The organism is Gelidibacter pelagius (assembly GCF_017581925.1).
GTDB lineage: Bacteria > Bacteroidota > Bacteroidia > Flavobacteriales > Flavobacteriaceae > Gelidibacter > Gelidibacter pelagius.
The window spans coordinates 216,589-240,439 of sequence record NZ_JAGEVG010000002.1 but is presented as its reverse complement, the minus strand read 5'-3'; the positions used below and the strand labels follow the sequence as shown (position 1 = coordinate 240,439).

Below are 23,851 nucleotides of genomic sequence, written 5' to 3'. Positions count from 1 at the left end.
AAATAAGGCATAAACAATAGATTTCTATTGATCATATATTCAAAAGCATTGTTCCTGCAATATTAATTTTTAAATCCAAAAAAAAACAAAACCACCCTGAAAAGAGTGGTTTTGTTTTTTAATATATTGTCAATTTTATGAGACTGCTTTCAACCGTTTTAAAGTGGATTTATCCAATTTTTCTTCGGCGTACTCTTTGGTCACATGCAGCTTTTTATCTTTGCTACTTGGCAACTCATACATGGCATCAGTTAATACCTCTTCACAAAGAGACCTTAAACCTCGCGCTCCCAATTTGTACTCAATAGCCTTCGTAACGATGAAATCCAAGGCACCATCTGTAATGCTAAACTTAATGTCGTCCATTTCAAACAGCTTCTTGTATTGTTTGATAATAGCGTTTTTAGGTTGCGTCAAAATGGCTCTCAAAGTTTCAGCATCCAATGGGTCCATATAGCTTAAGACCGGTAAACGACCGATGATTTCTGGAATAAGTCCAAAATCCTTCAAATCCTTTGGGATGATATATTGCAGTAAATTGTCGGTGTCTATGACATCATCCTGAGATGCGGCCTTATAGCCAATAGCTGCCATATTAAGACGTTTTGAAATCATGCGCTCAATACCGTCAAAAGCACCCCCAGCAATAAACAAAATGTGCTCTGTGTTGACTTCAATGAATTTTTGATCAGGATGCTTACGCCCTCCTTTTGGTGGTACGTTTACAGTAGTTCCTTCCAATAATTTTAACAAGGCTTGCTGTACACCTTCTCCAGAAACATCTCTGGTAATTGACGGGTTATCACTCTTACGGGCAATCTTATCGATTTCGTCGATAAACACGATCCCTTTTTCTGCCTTCTCAAGGTTGTAATCAGCTACTTGTAATAAACGTGTCAAAATACTCTCAACATCTTCACCAACATAACCAGCTTCAGTCAATACCGTCGCATCCACAATAGCCAACGGCACATTGAGCATTTTTGCGATAGTTTTTGCCATTAAGGTTTTTCCGGTTCCTGTCTGTCCAACCATAATGATATTGCTCTTCTGAATTTCAATATCATCCTTGCTTGCCGGCTGTAACAACCGCTTGTAATGGTTATAAACCGCCACAGACATCACTTTCTTGGTATATTCTTGACCGATAATGTATTCGTCAAGAAATTCTTTGATTTGCTTAGGTTTTTTAAGCATCAATTCTGACGACAATTCCGCATTGCCACTCTGTTTTGACTCTTCCAAGACAATCCCATGGGCCTGCTCAATACATTTATCACATATATGCGCATCCAACCCTGCGATCAATAAATTGGTTTCTGGCTTTTTCCTACCACAAAACGAACATTCTAAATCTTCCTTTGCCATAACTCTTTAATTCTTCATTATTTCAAATTACACTTTAATCGAAATTGATGAACATGTAATTATATTTTCTTCGAACTTGATAAAACCTCATCAATCATGCCATATTCCTTGGCTTTTTCGGCTTTCATCCAGTAATCTCTATCACTATCTTCATACACTTTGTCATAATCCTGACCGGTATGCTTACTAATGATTTTATAAAGCTCTTCTTTTAAGGTAACAATTTCTCTGGCGGTGATTTCAATATCACTAGCCTGACCTTGAGCCCCTCCCAACGGTTGGTGGATCATGACACGAGAATGCGTCAATCCACTGCGCTTACCTTTTTCTCCAGCACACAATAAAACGGCACCCATTGACGCTGCCATTCCAGTACATATTGTCGCCACATCTGGTTTGATGAGTTGCATGGTATCATAGATGCCTAGTCCAGCATATACACTTCCGCCCGGAGAATTGATATATATTTGAATGTCCTTGGCAGCATCTGTGCTTTCCAAAAACAATAATTGTGCTTGAATAATATTCGCCACTTGGTCATTAATGGCTGTTCCCATAAAAATGATACGATCCATCATCAATCTTGAGAACACGTCCATAGCAACCGCATTCATCTGACGTTCTTCAATGATGTTAGGCGTCAAACCAACAGGATACATACTGTTCATAATTTGATTGTAATAGGTACTGCTGATACCTTGATCTTTTATTGCGAATTTCTCAAATTCTTTTCCGTAATCCATAAATATTATTTAGTTCTTAAATTCGTAAAACCCCAGCATCACTGGGAAAATTGTATGACTATGACAGTGTCAAAAAAAAGCGTAAAACCAGATAGTTTTACGCTCTAAAGATAACGATTTAATTATAATTACTAGCTGTAAAACTCTTTTACAAAGTCATCATAAGTGATTTCCTTAACCTTCAGGTTTGCTTCTTTTTTGTAAAGTTCCAATAATTTTTGGCTCATCAATTGCTCTGATAAACGTTTTACCTCCTCTTTATTCGACAAGATACGTGCTGCAATATCCTCTAACTCTTTATCTTGAGGATCCATTTGGCCAAACTGTGCCATTTGCACTTTGATCATCTCTTTAGCAAAATCCTTTAAGTTATCAAAAGTAACTTGCAAGTTATACTTTTCAATTAATTTACCTTCAATTAATTGGTAACGCATACTTTTTTCAGAATTTTCATATTCTTCTTTCGCCTGATCTGCATCTAATGGATCTTCACCAGCCGTCTGCATCCATTTTTGCAAGAAGGTTGCCGGAAGGTCAAATTTTGTATTCTCCACCAAATATTCAGTAACGTCATTCAAGAATTTCTGATCGCCTTGTTGTCCAAATTGCTTTTCAGAATCCTCCTTGATCTTAGCTTTCAATTCAGTAACAGACGATACAACCCCTTCACCAAATAACTTATCAAATAACTCCTGATCTAAATCAGCCAATTCTCTGGTGTTAACTTCTTCAATCGTAAAAGTAACGTCAACATCCAATTCATGGGCATCATCATGAGCTACTTTCAAAAAGCTCATCAAATCGTGATCGTCATTGAATAAGCCTTTAGTCTTTAAAGTAATCACATCACCAACTTTAGCACCAATTAATAACTTTTCGGCAGCTTTGCTTTTTACCTTATCCAAAGTAAACGTCGCTTTATTGTTGATTTCCTTTTCTTCATTAACAAAAACACCAACAATCTCTGAGTCTTTGGTAACAGCATCCTGGGCAATCAATTTTCCATATTGTTTACGGATATGATCCACTTGACCATCAATCATTTTATCGTCAGCGATAATGGTATAATGCGTAATTGGCTTCTTGCCCTTTAGCTCTACTTCAAATTCCGGTGCGAGACCCAATTCAAACTCGAATGTAAAAGAATCAGCATCCCAGTCTAAATCATCCTGGGCTTTAGGCAATGGATTACCCAAAACATCTAATTTCTCTTCAGTCAAATACTTGTTAAGAGCATCCTGTAAAAGCTTGTTGACCTCATCAACCAAAACTGCTTTACCATACTGCTTTTTCACCATGGTCATTGGCACATGTCCTTTTCTAAATCCAGGAATATTGGCCGACTTACGGTAATCCGCAAGAATTTTATCCACCTTATCACTATAGTCTTCTTTAGCGATATCTACTTTTAAAACAGCATTTAATGCGTCAATGTTTTCTCTTGTAATATTCATATTATAATTAATAAAGCCAATTGGCATATTATTTTTTAGTGATTTTCAAATCTGCCAAAAACTCTACTTTAAAGTAGAATTAGTTCAATTTACGCCTAAGTTTTTTCTTCAAAACAGACCGCATAATCCTTGATGGACTATCAGAAAATCGGGATGCAAAAGTACAAATTATTTAAATCTGAACAAAGTTTTTAAACACTTGATTTTTAGACTACTTTTTGTCTTTGTCTAACAGTGAATAAAGTACGGATTGTAAGAATGATAAAAGCACGCTAAATAAGAGTGCAATCCAAAATCCATTAACTTCAAAACCACCCATAAACTCGTCAGCCAACAGGATGATGCAAGCATTAATCACCAACAGGAACAAGCCCAATGTCAGTATGGTAATTGGCAAGGTCAAAATAACTAAGATAGGCTTTAAAATAGCGTTGAGAAATCCAAGTAAGACCGCTAAAATTATAGCCGATGTAAATCCGGCTACCTCCACACCTGGAAGAAATTTTGCCAATACCACTACGGCAATGGCTGTGAGCAATACTCTTATAATTAAGTTCATATAATTTGAATTAAGTTAAAACATCATTTTTTAGGTTTGTTTTCCCGAACATTGAACACGATAGGTAATGAGTATGGAACGACTACAGGCTCACCTCGTTGAATACCTGGTTGCATTTTAGGCAAAAACTCAATCACCCAAACGGCTTCTTTCTCCAAAACAGGATGAGGTCCTCTGGCTTGAATATTAACTGCTTCTCCTTCCTTGTTTATTTCGAATTTCACGAAAATGCGTTGACTTTGACTTAAACCCAATCCAAGGGCCACATTCGGATTAAACCTCGTGCGTACAAATTGAGATATCCCATCACTCATACATTTTCTCCGATCTCTATTTGAATATTTATCTTCACACCCAGGATAAACCGGAACCTTTTCAAGCGCACCCTCTGGAACTATCGTTGGCGTCAATATCGTATTCGAATCAGAACTCAAGGCTCTTCCATTGTCGAACTTCTGTACTTCCAAAACTTTTCCAGAAGCATCGTATTGCACCCAGTTTTTGTGGAATTTATCTGCTTTATAATCCCCAGACCATACTAATTGCCCGTTTTCCGAATATCTTTTTTCTGCACCATTCTTTTTCTCTTTCCGCAATCTGCCTTCCAAATTCAATTGACCATTTTTATAATAGCTCCGATATTCGCCATCTCTATAGCCATTTTTATAATAAACAGTCCATTGCAATTCTCCAGTATCATAGAATTGCTTCCAAACTCCTGAAAGCTCTCCATCAACATAATTTGATTCTATCTTTAACCCACCACTTTCCAAATATTCTTTGTAGAATCCATCAGGAATAATTCTTTCATAAAATAAAGGTCCACCCTCATAATACCCTTTTGTAATGTATTCATTGTCGACTTTCTTGGTTTCACGACTCACTTTCCCGTCTACAAAAAAGGATGTGTATTCTCTATTTCGTTTACCATCAGTATATGTATAGACTTGTGCCAGCTGTCCGTTAGGGTGATATGATCTCCATTCACCATCCTTCTTTTTATTTTTGTATTGCCCTTGAGTCTTTAATTGTCCATCTTCAAAAAACGCCTCAAAATTACCGTCTACTTGCGCAAAAGAAAATTGAAAACATATTATAAAAATCAGAAAAATTAAGTTCTTCACCATAGATATCGTTTTTTATTCCCCCAAAGGGTTTAATATTCCGAGGCTTGCCTCGATCGAAAAGACAATTGTTTATTCATACCTCGTGGACATGCCCGACCGTGCTGGTCGGACGAGCCCCGAGGTTTTTGGTTTAAAGTATTTAATTTAAAAACTTATTTACTGCTTCATAAAAATCCGTCGGATTTTCGGCATGCAACCAATGTCCCGCATTTGAAATCGTAACAATTTCAGCTTTTGGGAAGTGCAAATGAATCAAACTCTCGTCTTGCGACGAAATGTATTCTGAGCGATCACCACGCAAAAACAAGGCTTCTTTTTCAAACTTGACATGCATTGGCAAAGGCTCTCCTACCTCATTGACCTGTTCTTTCAAAACCTCTAAATTTATTCGTAACGCAAGCTTCCCTTTTTCTTTCCAATACAAATTTTTGAGCAAAAACTGTCGTGTACCAGAGTCCGAAACATAAGCTTTCAATTGCTTATCTGCCTCTCCTCTACTTTTAAGAGTCTTGAAATCCAAAGCTGACAATCCGTTTAGGATATCGTCATGATGGGTTGGATAATAGCGTGGTGAAATATCAGCGATGATCAATTTAGAAACCACTTCAGGATATTCTACCGAAAACAACATGGCCGTTTTACCTCCCATCGAATGTCCTAAAAGCACGATGTCATTTAATTGGCGTTCATCACAATAACGCTTCAAATCGTCAACCATCACCTCATAGTTGAATTCATCACTATGAAAACTGCGTCCATGATTTCGTTGGTCAATAAGATGCACTTCATAACCATCTTCACTGAATTTTGTGCCGAGTGTTTTCCAGTTGTCACTCATGCCCAAAAATCCATGGAGAAAAATAAAAGTTTGGCCTTCGCCTAAAATTGTTGAATGGAGATTCATGATGATTGGTGATTTGTGATTGTTGATTGTGGATTTGTGATTTATGATTGTTGATTTATGACCGACGACTGATGACCGCTGACCGATGAATGAAAACTGCCTACTGATAACTGCCTACTGATAACTGCCTACTGAAGACTGCCAACTACTTCAACTGCCTCAAATACATATTGATTACATTTTCGATTCCCAAATACAAACTCTCTGAGATTAAGGCATGCCCAATAGAAACTTCTAATAAATCGGGAATGTTCTGTTTGAAATATTTGATATTATCCAAAGACAAGTCATGTCCAGCATTAAGCCCCAAGCCCAATGCATTAGCCAAAACGGCACATTCTATATAAGGTTTGATTCCCATTTTGTTTCCTAAACTGTAGGCATCTGCATAAGCTTCGGTATACAGCTCAATTCTATCCGTTCCTGTCGCTTTTGCTCCTTCTATCTGCTTCAATACCGGATCTACAAAAATAGAAGTTCGAATCCCATTCTGTTTAAACTCTTTGATAACGTCAACCAAAAATTCTTTGTGCTTAATTGTATTCCATCCCGCATTTGACGTAATCGCGTCCTCGGCATCAGGCACTAAAGTGACTTGTGTAGGTTTCACTTCCAACACCATATCCACAAATTGACGAATCGGATTGCCTTCAATATTATATTCGGTATAAACTTCTGGCTTCAAATCATAAACATCCTGATAGCGAATATGTCTTTCATCAGGTCTTGGATGAATAGTGACACCTTGGGCGCCAAACTTTTGAACATCTCTTGCAAATTGAACCACATTTGGAACATCCCCACCTCTCGAATTTCTAAGGGTGGCAATCTTGTTGATATTAACGCTCAACTTTGTCATAGCTTTTGTTTTAATGGACAAAAATACAAAGTAGATCATGCTTTTTGTTGTTATTTTTAATTATTTTGCAGGAACAAAATATAGAACATGCCATTAAGAGAATATATTATCAATGATATTAAGCCACTAAACATAAATGACAAGGTAAGTGACCTTAAAATGATGTTTAATGGGCTGACTTATTCTCACATTCCTATTGAAAACAACCAGGTTTATTTAGGTTGTATTTCTGAGACAGACGCCCACTGCTTTGATGGCAAAGACACAATTATGGAATGCAACCATTCTTTAGAAGGTTTTTTTGTAAGATTAGACACACCTTGGTTGGATGTCTTGGAAACCTTCGCCCATAACTCCTGCAATATTATGCCCGTATTAGATACCAAAAACAACTATTTAGGCTATTATGAGCTCAATGACATTATTGGTCGCTTCAATGAAACCCCGTTCTTCTCAGAACATGGAGGCACTTTGATTATTGAAAAAGGCATTCAAGATTATTCTTTTAGTGAAATCAGCCAAATTGTTGAATCCAATGACGCCAAAATTTTAGGCGCATTCATTTCTAAAATGGATGGTGACCTGGTTCAAATTACGCTTAAGATTGGCAGTTCAGGTCTTAATGACGTGATACAAACTTTTAGAAGGTATAGCTATAATATCATTTCTGGCCACGAAGAAGACACTTATATTGAGAATTTAAAGGAGCGTTCAGACTATTTGAACAAATACCTTAATATGTAGATCTATGAAAATTGCCATATACAGTCAGAATTACAAGAATAAAGAATCAACTATAAGGACACTTTTAAATTATTTGCTGCACAAGGAAGCACATGTTTTTATTGAGAATCAATTTTATCGGCTTATCGACAAACATTTCGACCTTAAAAATAAATACAAGGAATTCGAAACCTTTCAAAGCCTTGACAATTCCTTTGACCTACTCATTAGCATGGGAGGTGATGGTACTATTTTAAGAGCCATAACCTATGTAAGCAATCTTTCCATCCCTATTATCGGAATTAACACGGGGCGTTTAGGTTTTTTGGCCACGATTCAAACCAATCAAATTGAAAGTGCCCTTGATAGTATTTTTGAAGGCGATTATAAAATATCCGAACGTAGCCTGTTAAGTATAGAAACCAATCCTGAGAACAAAGATCTTGTCCAACTTAATTTTGCACTCAACGAAATAGCCGTAAGCCGAAAAAACACAACTTCAATGATTACGGTAAACACGCATTTGAATGGAGAGTATTTAACCTCCTACTGGTCCGATGGTTTAATCGTTTCGAGCCCCACAGGTTCCACAGGATACTCATTGAGCTGTGGAGGCCCCGTAATTTCGCCGGCGGCAAAGAGCTTTGTCATAACCCCTATTGCGCCGCACAACTTAAGTGCAAGACCATTGGTAATTCCCGACGACACAGAAATCCAGTTAAAGGTTGATGGAAGGGAAGATTTTTATTTGATCTCATTAGACTCAAGAATTGCGACTTTACACAATAGTACCATTGTAACTATTAAAAAAGCAGCCTTCAAAATAAAGATGATTGAACTTCATAGTGAAAGCTTTATTGACACCTTACGCAAAAAACTGCTTTGGGGAGAGGATAAACGCAATTAAACAATAAAATCTTTTAAATACTGTTTATCTGTAATACAATTTAGCTCATATTGCTATAGGCTAATCTTATTTATTATATTTGCAAACTTTTAAAATTTTATGAGATATATCATTTTAATAATTTTTAGTATCTGTTTCGTCCTGAATGTGCAAGCTCAACTTTATGAAGGTGGTCTGTTTTTAGGAGGAAGTAATTTTATTGGTGATGTCGGCTCCACAACATATATTGCTCCCAACAAGCCCGCAGTTGGATTACTCGTAAAATGGAACAGAAGCCCAAGACATTCGTTCAGAGCTTCCGTTATGATTACGGAATTGGAGGGTAATGACCATCGCTCTAATGACCCGAGACGAATGGCTCGGAATTACAATTTTAAAAACTCTCTTTTAGAGTTTTCTGCAGGTATGGAGTTTACATTTTTAGACTTTGACCTTCACAGTACTGATCATCAAATGACACCATATCTATATACTGGAATTTCAGCCGCAAGGCATAAAAACTATTATTTTCGAGGCGGTGTACAAACCGCTGAGAATCTGCAAAGCTGGGCCTATGGAATCCCCATGGTATTAGGGTTTAAAACAACAACAATGATTGATGGAGTCATATTAGGTGCAGAAATTGGAGTGAGATATACGTTTTCTGATGAAATTGACGGGAGTGTACCCGATGCCCCTTCAAGAAAGGCACGCTATAGTTTTGGTAATTTAAACAGTAATGACTGGTACGTGTTTTCGGGGATTACCTTAACTTACACCTTTGGTCAAAAACCTTGTTATTCTGATTATTAAGTGGATTTAAAAGAACAGATACATACCGATAAGCTTCCTAACCATCTCGCCATAATTATGGATGGCAATGGGCGCTGGGCCAAACAACAGGGGTTCCTCCGGGTAATCGGTCATGAAAAGGGTACAAAATCAGTAAGAGAAGTAGTGGAGGCCAGTGCAGAAATAGGCATCAAGCATCTCACTCTTTACGCATTTTCTACTGAAAACTGGAACCGCCCAAAAATTGAAGTGCAAACACTGATGAAGCTTTTGGTCAAATCCCTGAAAAAAGAAATCAAAACACTACAGGATAATGACATCAAACTCAACGCCATAGGCTGTCTGAACGATTTGCCGAAAAAGGCAAAAGAAGAGTTGGAAGAGGTCATTGAAAAGACCAAAAACAATAGCAGAATGATTCTGACCCTTGCATTGAGTTATGGCTCGAGAGAGGAACTCATAAATATGGTTAAAAAAATATCTGATAAAGTTAAAAATAATATAATTTCAAGCGATTCTATTGACGAATCCATTATTAATAAGCATCTTTACACGCAAAATTTGCCAGATGTAGACTTGCTTATCAGGACCAGTGGAGAACAAAGAATCAGTAATTTCTTGTTATGGCAAATTGCTTATGCTGAATTATATTTCACCAGTATTTTATGGCCCGATTTTAAAAAGCATGATTTATATACCGCTTTGATAGACTATCAAAATAGAGAACGACGATTTGGAAAAACAAGTGAACAACTTAGCTAATAACACGCTTTTGAAAACAATTTTTAATACCTTTCTCAGTGCCTTTTTTCTTTTATCTTCCTTTGCTTTAACTGCACAGGAAAGCCCATTAAATTTAGGACAAAAATACACCATAGCAGAAATCATCGTTACTGGCGACACCAATTTTAGCGAAGCTACAATCGTTACATTTTCTGGTTTGAGAAAAGGCGAAGTCATCGCTATTCCTGGAGAGCGTATTAGTGAAGCACTTAAAAAACTATGGGGTTCCAATCTCTTTAGTAATATAGATATCTATCTGACCAAGACGGAAGGCGATCAGGCCTATTTGGAGATTAGCCTTCAAGATTTACCAGAACTAAATGATGTGGAAATTAGAGGTGTCAAAAAAGGTAAAAAAGAAGCCTTAATAAAAGATAACAAGCTTAATAAAGGTGTCAAAGTCACCGAAAACCTGATTACTACCACAAAAAATTACCTTACCAATAAATACAGGAAAGACGGCTTTTACAATACCAAGGTCACAGTTACCACAACGCCTGTAATTGATTCCATAGAGAAAAGCCGGGTCAATATGTTGGTGAACATTGAAAAGAATGATAAGGTTAAAATTAAAAATATCGATTTTATTGGCAATGAGAAACTGAGCGATAAAAAGCTTAGAAAGGCCATGAAACACACGAAGCAAAAAAACTTTCTGCGATTTTTAAAACGTTCAAAATACGTAAAGGACAATTATAAAGAAGATCTGGTCAGCGTTATTGATAAGTATAAGGAAAACGGCTATAGGGATGCACGCGTCATTGCTGATTCTATTTCTAATAACGATGATGGCACGTTGTCAATAGCTGTCAATATAGAAGAAGGCGAAAAATATACTTTTGGTAAAATTGCTTTTGTTGGAAACACGATATTTACTGACCAACAATTAAGTAGCATGTTAGGTATTGAACAAGGTGATACTTATAATGGTGTAGAGCTCAAAAAGAGAATTGCAGACGATTCAAGACCTGATGCGCAGGACATCACGAATCTTTACCAAGATTCTGGTTATTTGTTTTCAACGATTAATCCAGTTGAAGTAAGTGCAGATGGCAATGTTATTGACATGGAAATCCGCATTTCTGAAGGAAAGCCAGCATATTTCAATAATGTGACAGTTGTTGGAAACGATAAAACAAACGACCGTGTCATCTATAGAGAATTAAGAACACGTCCAGGACAGCTATACAGTAAAACTGCTGTAGTAAGAACAGTTAGAGAGCTTGGTCAATTAGGTTTCTTTGATGCACAGCAATTGAGCCCTAATTTCAAAAATGCCAACCCAAATGAAGGGACTTTGGATATGGAATATTCAGTAGTAGAAAAAGGTTCCAGCCAAATTGAATTGCAAGGTGGTTATGGTGGTGGTGGCTTTATTGGAACGCTGGGTCTGTCTTTCAATAACTTTGCAATAAAAGATATTTTTAAAGGTGAAGCATACAAACCAGTACCAACTGGTGATGGTCAGAGTTTAGCATTACGTTTACAAGCGAGTCGTTTTTATCAAACTTACAGCTTCTCGTTTACTGAACCATGGATGGGCGGAAAACGTCCAATCCAATTCTCAACCTCATTGTCACATACCATGCAGTTCTTATATAACCCAAGAACAAGAGATGCTGACAAAAGCAAGAGCTTTAATATTACCGGAATTACTGTTGGCCTTGCAAAGCGTTTGACGCAGCCTGATGATTATTTTACTTTATCACAGGCGATTAGTTTCCAACATTATGACTTACAGAATTATAATACAGGTCTTTTCACCTTTGGTAATGGCTACTCCAATAACTTAGCATATACCATCGGCTTAAGCAGAAACAATACGCATACAGATCCAATTTACCCAACAGGAGGTTCAAGCTTTTCTGTCACTGCAAAAGTATCCCCTCCGTTTTCACTTTTGAACAATGTGGATTATACTGCCCTAAAAGATGAGAGAGCAGGATTAAACCCAACTGACCCTGATGACTACGCTCGTATGGGAGAAATAGATCAAGAACGTTACAAATGGTTGGAGTTTTATAAAGTTAAATTTAAAGGCGATTGGTACACTAAGGTTGTTGACAAATTAGTCATCAAATCAGGAATCGAATTTGGTTTCCTTGGAGCCTATAATAACGACAGAGGTGTCATTCCTTTTGAGCGCTTCTTTGTTGGAGGTGATGGTTTAGGAAACTATTCATTGGATGGTAGAGAATCCATAGCCATGAGAGGTTATCCAAACCAATCCTTATCTTCTCAGGATGGAGGAACGATTTATAACAAATTCTCATTGGAGCTTCGTTACCCAATTACATTAGGTGCACAGGCAAAAATATTTGCACTAGGCTTTATGGAAGGTGGAAGTTCTTATGATAATTTTAAAGACTATAATCCATTTAACCTCAAGCGTTCGGCAGGTGTTGGTTTAAGAATTTTCATGCCGGCGTTCGGATTATTAGGTATTGACTTTGGGCATGGTTTTGATGCACTACCAGGTCAATCAGAGAAAAATGGGTGGGAAACCCACTTTATTATTGGGCAGCAATTTTAAGTTTGGCACGGTATTTTCTATTGATACTTTGACGATTTAGTTGAAGTGTTAAAATTTTTTAGAATATATTTCGTTAATTTGAAAAATATTACGCTGATCAGACAGAATCGTTAAGTTAATCTGTCGTTTTAGAATTTATAGCGTGACCAATAAATGATAAAATATAAACAGATGAAACACAAAGTTCTTTTTTTAGTGACCGTCTTAAGTCTTTTGAGCTTTACTTCAAATGCACAACGTGGTGTGAGAATTGGATATATAGACACTGAATATATTTTACAAAATGTTCCAGAATATCAAGATGCTACAGCACAGTTGGATGCTAAAGTGCTTCAATGGAAATCTGATGTAGAACAACGTTTAGCCGCCTTAGATCAAAAAAAATCACAGCTTAACAATGAGCGTGTGCTTTTAACCAAGGAATTGTATGAAGAACGTTTTGAAGATATCAGCTTCGAAGAAAAAGAGATTTTAGACTACCAACAAAAGCGTTTCGGACCCAATGGTGATTTGATGATTCAAAAGACACAGCTGATCCAGCCCATCCAAGATCAAATTCTTGCAGCGGTACAAGAGATTGCAGGAAGCAGAGAATATGATTTTATTTTTGACAAATCAGCTGACGTCGTTATGTTATATTCTGCTGAACGTTTTGACCTTAGTGAATTAGTACTGAGAAGTATCACCAGGTCTTCAAAACGTACACAAGCACAAACCAAATCAGAACGAAGAGCAGCAGCAGAGGAAGAAGTTGTGCCAGTAATCAATAAAGAGTTGGATGCAAGGGAACAAGCTCAGGAGGATAAAAGAGACGAACGTGTAAAAGCGATTGAAGCAAGACGAGCTGAACAGCAAGCAACAAGGGACTCTATAAAAGCAGATGTCGATGCAAGACGCCAAAAAATATTGGAAGACAGAGCAAAAGCAAAAGCTGAAAGAGAAAGTAAAAACAATCCGCAAGACAGTACATCAGTAAAGACTGAAGAAAAGAACAAAACGGTTGGGGAAAGTACAAAGAAAACGCCAACACAAATAGCCGAGGAAAAGAGCCAACAACAAGCTGCTGATCGTGAAGCACGACAAAAAGAACTTGACGAACGCAGAAATAAGATATTAGAAGAACGCAGAAAAGCGAAAGAAGAACGTGAGGCCAAGAAAAAATCGAAGGATTCCGTTCCAGAAAACAATAATTCAAACAATTAATAATTATAACACGTAATACTATTTTAAAAATGAAACATTTTAAGACCCTTTTATTTGCAGGACTACTTTTTATTGGAGCAACGAGCTTCACTAATGCCCAAAGTAAAATTGCTCATATCAACACGCAAGAGCTTATTAAAGCAATGCCAGCAATGAAAAGTGCTCAAGCAGAATTAGAAAAACTACAAAAAACTTATGAGACTGAAATTCAGGCAATGGCCACTGAACTTCAAAATAAGATGAAGCAGTATCAGGCTGAAGTTGAAAGTAAGACTGACGAAGAAAATGCTAAGCGTTCTCAAGAAGTACAAGGCATGCAACAGAGCATTCGTGAGTTCCAAAATACAGCACAACAAGATCTTCAAAAGAAAGAATTTGACTTGTTAAAGCCTATTACTGACAAAGCTGAAGCATCCATCCAGAAAGTTGCAAAAGCTCAAGGTTTTCAATATGTATTGGATTCATCACCAGGTTCTGGTGTGATCTTAGCTGAAGGAAAAGACCTTACAGCAGACGTCAAGAAAGATTTAGGATTCTAAACCTATTTTAGATCAAAACAAAAATTTATATGGAAAGCCACTTTTAACAAGTGGCTTTCCTATTTTTGTACTATGAGCATACAACCAATTGGCATCTTTGACTCGGGTATTGGTGGGACTTCCATATTTAAGGAAATAAAGGCCCTACTCCCTCACGAGCATACCATTTACCTGGCCGATAGTTTTAACGCCCCTTATGGCAATAAGACTAAACAAGAGATTATTGATTTGAGTATCAAGAATACGGAGTTGCTGATTAAAAAAAATTGTAAGCTCATTGTTGTGGCCTGTAACACGGCTACGACCAACGCCATCACAACTTTAAGAGCATCCTATGATATTCCTTTTATAGGCATTGAGCCAGCCATTAAACCTGCCGCTTTAAGCACACAAACAAAGGCCATTGGTATTTTGGCTACCAAAGGAACGCTCAGCAGCGAATTATTTCACAAAACAACAGATCTTTACGGTCACGGCATCAAAGTGATTGAACAAGTTGGTGAAGGTATTGTGACACTTATAGAAGAAGGTAAAACAAACAGCGAAGAAATGAAAATCTTGTTGCAAACCTATCTCCAACCCATGCTCGAAGCAGATATTGACTATTTGGTTTTAGGTTGTACACATTACCCTTACCTAATCCCGTTATTATTGGATATGATGCCCAATCATGTAAAAATAATCGATTCAGGTCAAGCTGTTGCACGACAGACCAAAGCCGTATTGGAACAATATTATATTTTGAATACAACATCTACACACGGAGATAATCAATTTTATACCAACGGGACTATTGAGGTTTTAACGGATATTTTAGAGAGAAAATACAGAGTTCAACATTTGCAGTTTTAGAAATCCAATGATTGTTGATAAGATTGAACATTCTATATTAAGTCACCATCCTGACTCTTGATTCTTTGTTCTTTGTTCTTTATTCTTGCTTAAACCAACTCGAATACGTCACATAGTTTTCAGCAATCCGATGGATTTCACCTGCGATTAATTCCGCACTAATATCTTTAACTTTTTTTGCTGGAACACCGGCGTAAATACTACCAGATTCCACTCGGGTATTTTTCGTGACCACAGCTCCTGCGGCAATAATGCTATTGCTTTCTACAATGCAGTCATCCATAACAATGCTTCCCATACCAATCAAGACATTATCGTGAATGGTGCAACCGTGGACAATGGCATTATGGCCAATGGACACGTTGTTGCCAATAGTGGTGGGTGATTTCTGATAGGTGGCATGGATGATCGCACCATCTTGGATATTGACCTTGTTCCCGATCTTAATATAATGGACATCCCCCCTTATGACGGCATTGAACCAGACACTACATTGTGTTCCTATGGTAACTTCGCCTACGATCGTGGCATTTTCTGCGATATAACAGTCGGCTGCTATTTGAGGATGTTTCCCGTTCACTGATTTTATGATTGGCATATGAATTCCTTTGAAAAAAGGAATCTCAGAAATATAACTGAGATTTCCTTTAAGTTAATGTTATTCGTTGATAAATGTATTTTTCTGTAAAGATTTAAAAACAATCAAAAAGAAAACGTTTAAAAGGGAGATTCCTGCCTTCGCAGGAATTTTTCACTTAAAATAAGACAATAATTCCGATTTCCTGGAAGCGGACACCATAATCTGCTTGCCACTGCTCAGTTCAACACTCCCGCCCTTTCCTTTTATATATTTTACAATCTCGTTGACGTTCACCAAATAGGATTTGTGCACCCTTGCAAAACCAGATTCGGTTAAGGCATCTTCAAAATATTTCAAGGTTTTACTGACGAGCTTTTTCTTATTGGTATTCAAATAAATTTCAGTGTAATTGTCATCGGCTTTGCAATAGAGAATGTCCGCAGTATTCAAAACCTCAAATCCGTCTTGCGTTGGAATGGTAATTTTGCCATCAACATTATTAGTTTTTGTGACCAATACCTGATCTTGCAAGGCATCTTCTTTAGTTCTGATCTCCGTGACATAATCTACAGCCTTTATCAATTCATCAATGGAAATAGGTTTCATCAAATAATATGATGCATGAGCATTTAAGGCATCCATCGCATAATGGTTGTAAGCCGTTACAAAAACAGTTTCAAAATTGATGTCGCCTACCTTGTCCAACAGATCAAAAGCATTGCCATAGGGCATTTCAACGTCCAAAAAAACCAAATCCAAATCATGATTTCTTATAAGGACCAAAGCCTCATCAACATTGGCAGCCTCTCCTAAGACGGCAACATTGGGGCAATATTTTTTGAGGTAATTCTTTAGAATCTCTCTGCTGGTCTGTTCGTCTTCTACAATGATTGAGTTTAATTTCATAAAAATGAGTTGGAAGTTGGAAGCACGAAGTTAGAAGGAAAACATTTCTCAACTTGCGTTTCTATACTTTATTATTTAATTCATATTCACAATAGACTTCGAACTTCAGGCCTATTTAATCCTTTTTTAGGGTCACCACTACTTTCGTCCCTACATCTTCTGCATCTTGGAAATCATCCACAAAAACATCGACTTTATCTTTATACATTTCATTCAGAATGGCAACACGTTTTTTGATATTCCCCATGCCTTTTGAGTTTTGTTTCTTCTGGTTTTCAGTTTTTAATGCTTTTGATTGCTGTCTTCCAATCCCGTCATCAGTAATGGTAATCGTAATTTCAGTGTTGCTCTTTTTACAGATGTCAATATCCAAATGCCCCTTTTCTAATTTGTAGCGCAATCCATGCCATACCGCATTTTCAACATAAGGTTGCAACAGCATTGGCGGAATCTGGTATTCATCAATATTAATGGATTCATCTACGGTAATGGAATAATCAAACTTATCCTTAAAACGAAAATGTTCCAATTTTGTATAAAGTTCCAAGAGCTCTATCTCCTTATTTAATGGAATAAAATCTTCATCGCTATTCTCTAAAACGGCACGCATCAATTGCGAAAAATCAGATAAGTATTTATTGGCGGTGCGTTCATCATTAGAAGCAATAAAGCTATTGACCGAATTCAACGCATTAAAAATAAAATGCGGATTCATCTGGCTTCTTAATGATTTCAACGCCAGCAAATTATTCGCGAGACGTTGTTGTTTGATGTATTTGTACATAAAATATGCGGTGACCAATAAGAGCAAAACACCACCCACAAGTGAATATATAATCAATTCCTGGCGTTTATTGCGCTCTGTCGTGAGCTGAAAGAGGCTTTCGGACAGTTTGTTATCACTTTCTAAAGTAGTAATGCGATTTTGCTTTTCTGTAATATTTCGGTTAAAACGTGCAGCTTGAGATAGTTCCTGTTCTTTTTTGATGTAAAGCTCATCCACAACTTCTGTGTATGCTTTATAGGTAGCCAAAGCCATCTTATAATCACCTGCATCATAGTACACATCAGACAGTTTGCGAGTGGCATCCTTTTCTACGATTAAATCCTCCTTTTTATTGGCTTCCCTGATGCTTTTCTCCAAATAGGGAATGGCATTTTCATAGTCCTTTTTAGCAAAATAGGCGCTTCCAATCTTATAGTTCTGTTTTTGTGACGTCAGCGGACTTTCATTATCCATAACGGATTCCTTCTCAATTTCTTCTATATCCTTTAGGGCTTCCTTCCGCAATTCAATTTCATCGCTGTACAGTCTATTGGTGTTTTGAAAATCAGCAACCGTCACTTTTTCTTTAACGGATCGCGCTTTGTTCTCTTTAGAAGCTAAACTCAGCGAATTTTTAAAATAGTCTTGTGCTTGATTTGTCTTTCCTGAAATATTATAGGTCTGCGCAATTTTTGAGTTAAGATCCGTGATTTTTGGATTGATGAGATGTTCTTGCGCAACAATGAGTCCTTTTTTGTAGTTTACAATGGCCTTATCATATGCCTTTATAGCCACATAAGTATCACCAAGTCCCTCATAAAGTATGGTCAGTTGCCAATTGGATAAACTGGAAGTATTTATGCTTTTGTATAGGGCAATGCTTTCTTGATAACTCTTATTGTTTCTGTATGCTGCTGCCAACTTCAGATCAACTTCATTCGAATCCGAATTTTGGAGACTTATGCGGTAATTGGACACAGCTAAGTCATACTGTTTCCAATGCACATATACATCTCCTAAAACTTCATAGGCATCTGCATTTTCTTTTGAAGACGTACTTTGCAACAAAGCCTCTGTGATAAATTGAATGCTTTTTTCGGCATCTTTCTTCTGATAGACCAAAGCAGAGTCAATAAGTGCATTAAAATTCTGCAAGCTTCGTTTATATTTTGAATCTGATGTTGACTCCCGAAGTGTTGGTTTTACTTCAACAGAAATGCGTTCATTACTCGTAATGGTATAATAAACGGTTTCAAAATCTTTATGTCTAATGGCCAGTTCATCACCTTTTTTAACTTGAATTCTAAATTCGCCATCACTGCCCGTGACTGTGTATGCGCCGCCATTGACTTCAATATTGACTTTTGAAATAGGCTTATAGGTGTCACTTTCTCTAACTGAGCCTCTTACAATAAATTTAGCTTGTTTGTTTTCGCTTTCTTGCGCACCAATGTATTGAGTTGTAAAACACAAAATAATGATCAGCAAATATTTAAGGATCTTTCGCATATATTTTTTAACAGAATAAAAATAGGCGTTTTATCTGACTAATTAAAACGCATATTTTCAACTTTCGGTCCTTCTGACCCAATAAACACCAGTTCGCTAATTCGAGATATCGCTTCACTAATTGATATAGCCTCCTCGCTCATTCTATTTTTTTATACTGAAAACTTACAACTAGATTTACGGCATCGAATAAAAATAAATAATATGATGAAAACGATTCTAAAAATAACAGCCTTAAGCTTATGTCTATTCGGATTTATAGCTTGTAACGCCAACTCAAAAAAACCAACTACTTCTGACTTGGCTCTTGCAGAAACACAGACCAATATTCCAAACAAGCAATTTATAAAAGTAGCATTACTGTTAGATACAAGCAACAGTATGGACGGCTTGATCGATCAGGCCAAAGCGCAACTTTGGGAAATCGTCAATGAACTTTCCTATGCCCAATGTGATGATGCCAAACCAAATCTACAAATTGCAATTTATGAATATGGCAACGACAACCTTAATGGCGATGAGGGTTTTATCCGTCAGGTACTACCGTTCAGCAGGGACTTGGATGAGATTTCCAATCAACTGTTTTCATTAACCACCAACGGCGGCAATGAATACTGCGGACAAGTCATTCAAACCTCTTTAAAACAGTTAAATTGGGGAAACAACCAAGATGATCTCAAACTCATTTTTATTGCAGGAAACGAGCCTTTCACACAAGGTAAAGTCAGCTATCAAGATGCGGCTAAATTGGCCGTTGGTAAAGATGTCACGATCAATACTATTTTTTGTGGTGATTATAACCAAGGTATTTCCAGTTACTGGAAAAATGGTGCTGATTTAGCGAATGGCGATTATATGGCCATCAATCAAAATCACAACACGACTTATGTTGCTTCCCCTTACGATGATAAAATATTACAATTGAACCAAAAGCTAAATCAAACCTATGTGGCCTATGGCAGTGCAGGCCGTCAAAAAATGACCTTGCAATCAGAACAGGATGCCAATGCCGAAGCTTATAGTAGTGCCAATGCGGTAAGCAGAACGGTAAGTAAAAGTTCGCATTTATATAAAAATGACACTTGGGATTTGGTGGACGCTGAGAAGAACAAATCCTTTAAGTATGAAGATTTAAAAGACAAGGATTTGCCGACTGAACTTAAAGGAAAGTCTACAGCGCAAATTAAAACCTATGTGGCCAAAAAGAGTGAAGAGCGAGAAAAAATTCAACAAGAAGTTCAAAACTTAAATGAAAAACGTAGGGTTTACATCCTTCAACAACAAAAAGAAGATGACAACGGATTGGAAAACGCCATGATAAAAGCCATCAAAACACAGGCAAAAAAGAAAAATTATTCTTGGGATAAATAAACTTACAATCTGATGATGCTTGATGGGATTTACGATATACGATTTACGAAAATAAAAAAGCTATTCCACATGGGTTCACAAAGTAGCACGAAGTTTCACAAAGAAATCAATATGTTAAATAAAGACCGTCACCTGAAAACCGAGACTGAAGACTGAAAATTGAGGGATGAGGGATGAGGGATGAGGGATGAGGAAAATAGCTATTCCATAATGGCGCACAAAGAAGCACGAAGTTTTCACAAAAAAATTAGACTGTCAACTGAAAACCAAGACTGAGGATAACGGATAACGGAAAACGGTAAACGGAAATAAAAAGTTATTCCACAAAGAAGCACGAAGTTTCACAAAGAAATTAAAAAGTAAAAAGACCGACTACTGAAAACTGAGACTAGGACTGCATACTGAAGATTGCTGACTGCCGACTCAATTAACCGCTGGACATGCACAATCATACTTCTTCTTTCTACAATTAAAATTATAACCGAGCGTCAATTGATGAAATCCACCATTATTGAAAACCACAGAATTTGCTTGATAGGAGTACGTATAGGCAAAGACAAAGTTTTTATAATCAACACCCAAAAAAGGTGTGAAATATTGTAATTTCTGGCTGCTTACTCCAGTTCCATTTGCAAATTCAGCACCATCTAAACTTCTTCTATATGAAATACCTCCCCATAATTTCCCGAAGTCCATATCTTTATAGACCTTTCCATTAACATCTATAGAGGCTTCTTTTGTACCATCTCTATATAAAAACATTATGGATGGCTCATAACTCCAGTCGCTGCCAATTTTTGTAAAAACATTTCCGGCGCTGAACAACAAGGTTCTTAAATTATCGTATTTGAAGATGCCATTGGCGTTGGAATTGATCCCATCGTTATTCAATACGTTTTTAACCGTAGCATGAGCATAAAAATTTATGAAGTGATATGAGAATCCAAAATCGATATTGAAGTTCGTAGCACTTTGCTCGATCCCAGAAATCAAAGGGTCAAAACCCTCATCTAAAAATGTAGTTTCATCTAATTTATATTGAATAGCTCCAGCGCTCAAGCCGAAGGAGAGCATATTCAAATCAATTTCATTACGAGAAAACATCAGGTGGTGTGCGTAGGTAAGATAAGCTCCCGTTTGAGAATGGTAGCCATTTTTGTCATTGTATACAATGGCACCTACCGCAGATTGGGATTCTCCAATACGGCTGTGAATACTCATGGTCTGCAATGCAGGAGCATTATCCTGACCAAACCATTGCTTACGTGCTGTTAATCTTATCTTGGCGCAATTTGCAACACCTGCCATGGATGGGTGAATCAAGTAGTAATTATCGGTTAAATAATCTGAATATATAGGTAATCCTTCTTGTGCTTTACTGAACTGCGCTATTAATACTACAAAGATTAGTAAACAAAACTTTTTAAACTTCATATTCATTATTCCTTTCAAGACAAAATCGACTTTAAATCTGTGCTTGTCTCCGTAGATCGTCGACAAAAAACCAATACTACTGTTGGCAACAACACAGGTTAATCGTGTCGATTTACTCGAGCAGCTTACTATAAGCGTCAAATATATAAATTTTTGCACTTGATTTCCTATCTACTCCAAATTAAGTAGGATAACATATCCTAATTAAATAAATATTTCTGACAGTTCAGTACCCGATACACGTCATATATTTCTCACGAACTTATGGCTCCCATATTCAATTGCTCAGGACATTCAATTCATCATCACCACAAGGGCTAATATCATTCTCAAAAAGGCGGGTTTACCCTTTAGATTCCTTATTTTTGCATAAAGCAATGAACCTATGCAAACGACAACTATTTCCATACAAAAAACCAGCAATCCTACTATCGTAAAATTTGAGGCTGATAAGTTTTTGACCAATCATGAAAGCTTTGAATTTAGTAATATTGATGAAGCCACAAATTCTCCTTTAGCGCAACAGTTATTTTATCTTCCGTTTATAAAAAAAGTGTATATCTCTGGCAATTTTATTGCTTTAGAACGGTATGACATAGTGGAATGGGAAGATGTTCAAGAAGAAGTTGCACAACAGATCGAGCAATATATCAATGATGGCAATTCAGTAGTAACCGAGGAGACTGTCAAAAAGAAAAGCCCTGTATCAGTTTATGCAGAGAGCACTCCAAATCCAGCGGCACTGAAATTTGTTGCCAATAGACAATTAGTGGCAACGTCGTATGAATTTGTTTCTATTGAGGATGCCAAGTATTCTCCTTTAGCTACAGAATTATTCCATTTGCCTTTTGTAAAAAGTGTGTTTTTTGATGAGAATTTCATCTCTGTCACTAAATATGATACTGCAGATTGGAGTGAAATTACTTCGGAATTGAGAGAGTTTATCAGACAATATATAGAAAGCGGCAAGGAGATTATTTTAGCAGATGCCCCGAAAGCCCTTAAAAAAACCGAAAGTCAAGTTGGAGCCAAGTTTGAAGAATATGATGACATCTCAAAAGAAATTATAACAATTCTTGATGAATATGTGAAACCCGCTGTTGCCAGCGATGGTGGAAATATTGAGTTTAAATCTTATGATCCTGCAACAAAACAAGTAAACGTTATTTTACAAGGTGCATGTAGTGGTTGCCCTTCTTCCACCTATACTTTAAAAAATGGCATTGAGACGATGCTTAAAGAAATGCTCAAGGACAAGGACTTAACAGTAGAAGCGATAAATGGTTAATTTTAATTTATTATTCTTATCTTTAAGAATACAAGTAAATTATTAATCTAAAAACTATAAAAATGGCAGTATTAAAAGTTATTGAAATATTATCAAGCTCAGATAAAAGCTGGGAAGACGCTACAAAAAATGGAGTAACCCACGCTTCCAAAACAATCAAGAACATTAAATCTGTGTATGTTAAAGACCAGAGCGTCACCGTTAAAAATAATGAGTTGGCACAGTATCGGGTCAACTTAAAAATAACATTTGAAGTCAACTAAACTATTCAATAGCGCTTTTTTAAGCGCTATTTTTTTTATCTATGAGTCTCTTAACTATAGTTCTCATTAGCTTTGTTGCTGTTGAACATTTTTATTTCCTTATTCTATAAATGTTTTTATGGACAACAACTAAAGGCATCAAAAGTTTTGGGTTAAAATCTAAGGCCTTTGCTGAAGACACAAAGGTATTGGCTGCCAATCAAGGTCTATATAATGGTTTTCTGGCTGCAGGCTTGGTGCTTTCAGGGATCTTGAACACCTCTTCTTTCACACTCTTCTTTTTGGGATGCGTTATTATTGCCGGTATTTATGGCGCCTATTCTACTAAAAAAATTAAACTGTTCTATATTCAATCAGTACCTGCACTGATTGCATTAACTTCTTTAATGTTTTCATAAAAGACCTATTC

General features: G+C 36.8%; 23 protein-coding genes. 12 read left to right on the top strand and 11 right to left on the bottom strand.

Translation table 11 applies throughout. From position 1 onward, the window contains the following. Positions 1-135: 135 nt before the first annotated feature. The 7 genes from clpX to J4051_RS02600 all read right to left on the bottom strand — a co-directional run bounded on the left by clpX (position 136) and on the right by J4051_RS02600 (position 7,014). The gene (gene clpX, locus J4051_RS02630) at positions 136-1,368 is read right to left on the bottom strand and encodes an ATP-dependent Clp protease ATP-binding subunit ClpX (protein ID WP_208232196.1); all 1,233 of its coding nucleotides are present in this window, start codon (positions 1,366-1,368) and stop codon (positions 136-138) included. A 59-nt stretch (positions 1,369-1,427) separates the two neighbouring features. After that, positions 1,428-2,111 (bottom strand): ATP-dependent Clp endopeptidase proteolytic subunit ClpP, encoded by a 684-nt coding sequence (clpP, locus tag J4051_RS02625; protein WP_208232195.1) that lies wholly within the window; start codon positions 2,109-2,111, stop codon positions 1,428-1,430. A gap of 131 nt (positions 2,112-2,242) precedes the next feature. Continuing rightward, positions 2,243-3,565 carry a trigger factor gene (gene tig, locus J4051_RS02620; RefSeq protein WP_208232194.1) on the bottom strand — a complete coding sequence of 441 codons (1,323 nt, stop codon included), beginning with the start codon at positions 3,563-3,565 and terminating at the stop codon, positions 2,243-2,245. A 211-nt stretch (positions 3,566-3,776) separates the two neighbouring features. Continuing rightward, positions 3,777-4,124, bottom strand: a complete 348-nt coding sequence (locus J4051_RS02615; protein ID WP_208232193.1) for a phage holin family protein — start codon at positions 4,122-4,124, stop codon at positions 3,777-3,779. Between the two features lie 23 nt (positions 4,125-4,147). Beyond that, a complete protein-coding gene (locus J4051_RS02610; protein ID WP_208232192.1) occupies positions 4,148-5,251 on the bottom strand; it encodes an energy transducer TonB in 1,104 nt (367 codons plus the stop codon). A 139-nt stretch (positions 5,252-5,390) separates the two neighbouring features. Further along, a complete protein-coding gene (locus tag J4051_RS02605) occupies positions 5,391-6,155 on the bottom strand; it encodes an alpha/beta fold hydrolase (protein WP_208232191.1) in 765 nt (254 codons plus the stop codon). A 145-nt stretch (positions 6,156-6,300) separates the two neighbouring features. After that, positions 6,301-7,014: a pyridoxine 5'-phosphate synthase gene (locus J4051_RS02600; RefSeq protein WP_208232190.1), complete on the bottom strand. Its 714-nt coding sequence runs from the start codon at positions 7,012-7,014 to the stop codon at positions 6,301-6,303. A gap of 87 nt (positions 7,015-7,101) precedes the next feature. Here J4051_RS02600 and J4051_RS02595 point away from each other — a divergent pair, with 87 nt between their 5' ends. From J4051_RS02595 to murI, 8 genes are all read left to right on the top strand, one after another. Then, positions 7,102-7,758, top strand: a complete 657-nt coding sequence (locus J4051_RS02595; RefSeq protein WP_208232189.1) for a CBS domain-containing protein — start codon at positions 7,102-7,104, stop codon at positions 7,756-7,758. A 4-nt stretch (positions 7,759-7,762) separates the two neighbouring features. Further along, complete coding sequence (locus J4051_RS02590) at positions 7,763-8,644, top strand: NAD kinase (RefSeq protein ID WP_208232188.1); 882 nt, start codon at positions 7,763-7,765, stop codon at positions 8,642-8,644. Positions 8,645-8,743: 99 nt separating this feature from the next. Further along, the gene (porG, locus tag J4051_RS02585; protein ID WP_208232187.1) at positions 8,744-9,436 is read left to right on the top strand and encodes a type IX secretion system protein PorG; all 693 of its coding nucleotides are present in this window, start codon (positions 8,744-8,746) and stop codon (positions 9,434-9,436) included. Then, positions 9,437-10,177, top strand: a complete 741-nt coding sequence (locus J4051_RS02580; RefSeq protein WP_208232186.1) for an isoprenyl transferase — start codon at positions 9,437-9,439, stop codon at positions 10,175-10,177. It begins immediately after the preceding gene. A gap of 10 nt (positions 10,178-10,187) precedes the next feature. Further along, a complete protein-coding gene (locus J4051_RS02575; protein WP_236027167.1) occupies positions 10,188-12,731 on the top strand; it encodes a BamA/OMP85 family outer membrane protein in 2,544 nt (847 codons plus the stop codon). A gap of 171 nt (positions 12,732-12,902) precedes the next feature. Further along, positions 12,903-13,934 carry an OmpH family outer membrane protein gene (locus tag J4051_RS02570; protein WP_208232184.1) on the top strand — a complete coding sequence of 344 codons (1,032 nt, stop codon included), beginning with the start codon at positions 12,903-12,905 and terminating at the stop codon, positions 13,932-13,934. A gap of 29 nt (positions 13,935-13,963) precedes the next feature. Beyond that, positions 13,964-14,473 (top strand): OmpH family outer membrane protein, encoded by a 510-nt coding sequence (locus tag J4051_RS02565; RefSeq protein WP_208232183.1) that lies wholly within the window; start codon positions 13,964-13,966, stop codon positions 14,471-14,473. Positions 14,474-14,545: 72 nt separating this feature from the next. Further along, the gene (murI, locus tag J4051_RS02560) at positions 14,546-15,325 is read left to right on the top strand and encodes a glutamate racemase (protein ID WP_208232182.1); all 780 of its coding nucleotides are present in this window, start codon (positions 14,546-14,548) and stop codon (positions 15,323-15,325) included. A gap of 79 nt (positions 15,326-15,404) precedes the next feature. Here murI and J4051_RS02555 read toward each other — a convergent pair whose 3' ends face one another. From J4051_RS02555 to J4051_RS02545, 3 genes are all read right to left on the bottom strand, one after another. After that, on the bottom strand, positions 15,405-15,923 hold the full coding sequence (locus J4051_RS02555) for a gamma carbonic anhydrase family protein (protein WP_208232181.1): 519 nt from the start codon (positions 15,921-15,923) through the stop codon (positions 15,405-15,407). Between the two features lie 153 nt (positions 15,924-16,076). After that, entirely contained in the window at positions 16,077-16,811 is a 735-nt protein-coding gene (locus tag J4051_RS02550) for a LytR/AlgR family response regulator transcription factor (protein ID WP_208232180.1), read from the bottom strand. 115 nt (positions 16,812-16,926) lie between these two features. Further along, a complete protein-coding gene (locus J4051_RS02545; RefSeq protein ID WP_208232179.1) occupies positions 16,927-19,086 on the bottom strand; it encodes a histidine kinase in 2,160 nt (719 codons plus the stop codon). 204 nt (positions 19,087-19,290) lie between these two features. Here J4051_RS02545 and J4051_RS02540 point away from each other — a divergent pair, with 204 nt between their 5' ends. Continuing rightward, positions 19,291-20,457, top strand: a complete 1,167-nt coding sequence (locus J4051_RS02540; protein WP_317192690.1) for a vWA domain-containing protein — start codon at positions 19,291-19,293, stop codon at positions 20,455-20,457. Between the two features lie 423 nt (positions 20,458-20,880). Here the strand turns inward: J4051_RS02540 and J4051_RS02535 are convergent, their stop codons facing one another. Next, positions 20,881-21,891, bottom strand: coding sequence for a PorP/SprF family type IX secretion system membrane protein (locus J4051_RS02535; RefSeq protein WP_208232368.1), 1,011 nt, complete (start codon positions 21,889-21,891; stop codon positions 20,881-20,883). 385 nt (positions 21,892-22,276) lie between these two features. Between J4051_RS02535 and J4051_RS02530 the strand changes: the two genes are divergently transcribed. The 3 genes from J4051_RS02530 (at position 22,277) to J4051_RS02520 (ending at position 23,840) form a co-directional block, all read left to right on the top strand. Then, on the top strand, positions 22,277-23,179 hold the full coding sequence (locus J4051_RS02530) for a NifU family protein (RefSeq protein WP_208232178.1): 903 nt from the start codon (positions 22,277-22,279) through the stop codon (positions 23,177-23,179). Positions 23,180-23,241: 62 nt separating this feature from the next. Further along, positions 23,242-23,442: a dodecin family protein gene (locus J4051_RS02525; protein ID WP_208232177.1), complete on the top strand. Its 201-nt coding sequence runs from the start codon at positions 23,242-23,244 to the stop codon at positions 23,440-23,442. A 110-nt stretch (positions 23,443-23,552) separates the two neighbouring features. Further along, positions 23,553-23,840: a DUF1304 domain-containing protein gene (locus J4051_RS02520; protein ID WP_317192689.1), complete on the top strand. Its 288-nt coding sequence runs from the start codon at positions 23,553-23,555 to the stop codon at positions 23,838-23,840. Positions 23,841-23,851: the final 11 nt, after the last annotated feature.

Bases quoted from the DNA above. Each gene is read 5' to 3' on its own strand.
- clpX (WP_208232196.1), bottom strand. From the start codon at position 1,368: ATGGCAAAGGAAGATTTAGAATGTTCGTTTTGTGGTAGGAAAAAGCCA.
- clpP (WP_208232195.1), bottom strand. From the start codon at position 2,111: ATGGATTACGGAAAAGAATTTGAGAAATTCGCAATAAAAGATCAAGGT.
- tig (WP_208232194.1), bottom strand. From the start codon at position 3,565: ATGAATATTACAAGAGAAAACATTGACGCATTAAATGCTGTTTTAAAA.
- J4051_RS02615 (WP_208232193.1), bottom strand. From the start codon at position 4,124: ATGAACTTAATTATAAGAGTATTGCTCACAGCCATTGCCGTAGTGGTA.
- J4051_RS02610 (WP_208232192.1), bottom strand. From the start codon at position 5,251: ATGGTGAAGAACTTAATTTTTCTGATTTTTATAATATGTTTTCAATTT.
- J4051_RS02605 (WP_208232191.1), bottom strand. From the start codon at position 6,155: ATGAATCTCCATTCAACAATTTTAGGCGAAGGCCAAACTTTTATTTTT.
- J4051_RS02600 (WP_208232190.1), bottom strand. From the start codon at position 7,014: ATGACAAAGTTGAGCGTTAATATCAACAAGATTGCCACCCTTAGAAAT.
- J4051_RS02595 (WP_208232189.1), top strand. From the start codon at position 7,102: ATGCCATTAAGAGAATATATTATCAATGATATTAAGCCACTAAACATA.
- J4051_RS02590 (WP_208232188.1), top strand. From the start codon at position 7,763: ATGAAAATTGCCATATACAGTCAGAATTACAAGAATAAAGAATCAACT.
- porG (WP_208232187.1), top strand. From the start codon at position 8,744: ATGAGATATATCATTTTAATAATTTTTAGTATCTGTTTCGTCCTGAAT.
- J4051_RS02570 (WP_208232184.1), top strand. From the start codon at position 12,903: ATGAAACACAAAGTTCTTTTTTTAGTGACCGTCTTAAGTCTTTTGAGC.
- J4051_RS02565 (WP_208232183.1), top strand. From the start codon at position 13,964: ATGAAACATTTTAAGACCCTTTTATTTGCAGGACTACTTTTTATTGGA.
- murI (WP_208232182.1), top strand. From the start codon at position 14,546: ATGAGCATACAACCAATTGGCATCTTTGACTCGGGTATTGGTGGGACT.
- J4051_RS02555 (WP_208232181.1), bottom strand. From the start codon at position 15,923: ATGCCAATCATAAAATCAGTGAACGGGAAACATCCTCAAATAGCAGCC.
- J4051_RS02550 (WP_208232180.1), bottom strand. From the start codon at position 16,811: ATGAAATTAAACTCAATCATTGTAGAAGACGAACAGACCAGCAGAGAG.
- J4051_RS02545 (WP_208232179.1), bottom strand. From the start codon at position 19,086: ATGCGAAAGATCCTTAAATATTTGCTGATCATTATTTTGTGTTTTACA.
- J4051_RS02540 (WP_317192690.1), top strand. From the start codon at position 19,291: ATGATGAAAACGATTCTAAAAATAACAGCCTTAAGCTTATGTCTATTC.
- J4051_RS02535 (WP_208232368.1), bottom strand. From the start codon at position 21,891: ATGAAGTTTAAAAAGTTTTGTTTACTAATCTTTGTAGTATTAATAGCG.
- J4051_RS02530 (WP_208232178.1), top strand. From the start codon at position 22,277: ATGCAAACGACAACTATTTCCATACAAAAAACCAGCAATCCTACTATC.
- J4051_RS02525 (WP_208232177.1), top strand. From the start codon at position 23,242: ATGGCAGTATTAAAAGTTATTGAAATATTATCAAGCTCAGATAAAAGC.
- J4051_RS02520 (WP_317192689.1), top strand. From the start codon at position 23,553: ATGTTTTTATGGACAACAACTAAAGGCATCAAAAGTTTTGGGTTAAAA.